Source organism: Oleiphilus sp. HI0123 (genome assembly GCF_001635315.1).
In genome coordinates, this window is sequence record NZ_LWGE01000602.1 from 1 (window position 1) to 513 (window position 513).

The 513-nt window shown below is 43.3% G+C and carries 2 protein-coding genes; one reads left to right on the plus strand and one right to left on the minus strand.

Features of this window, described 5'->3' with window-relative positions:
* The coding region (tusA, locus tag A3761_RS05460) for a sulfurtransferase TusA (protein ID WP_068749959.1) at window positions 1-194 on the minus strand (194 nt) is incomplete at its 3' end.
* Between the two features lie 55 nt (window positions 195-249).
* On the opposite strand from tusA, the gene A3761_RS05465 reads away from it, so the two are divergent.
* On the plus strand, window positions 250-513 hold a 264-nt coding region (locus A3761_RS05465; RefSeq protein WP_068749961.1), incomplete at its 3' end, for an antibiotic biosynthesis monooxygenase.

Genomic DNA, 513 nt, shown 5'->3' on the forward strand with positions numbered 1-513 from the left:
TTTTCCTGGCTCTGATCGAGCAGTTCATGACCAAGAAACTGACAGAATTTTGGTATATCACGCTGAGTGGCCGGGTCGGAAGCGATTACCTTGACCACGTCCCCACTTTGCATCTCGTCAATTTTTGAGTGCAGCATCATAACAGGTTCAGGACAATACAAACCTTGAGTATCCAAAAGGTGTTGATGTAACATCTAGCTCTCTTTTTTAATCTATACTTAAAACAACAGCACACTGGAGGGGCATGCCATGATTAGGGTTATTATCGAAAGATCCATCGCGGAATCACTGGAAGCAAACTATGAGGATACTGCAAAACAAACGCTACAAAAAGCCATTCGAGCTCCGGGCTTTATTTCTGGGGAGTCATTAAAAGATATTACCAACTCAAGACACCGAGTCATCCTTTGCAACTGGCGTAGCACTCAAGATTGGCAAGCATGGCAACAATCCCACGAACGCAAGGAAATGATGGACAAGTTAAACCTCATGCTAGAAAGAGAAGAAAAAGTT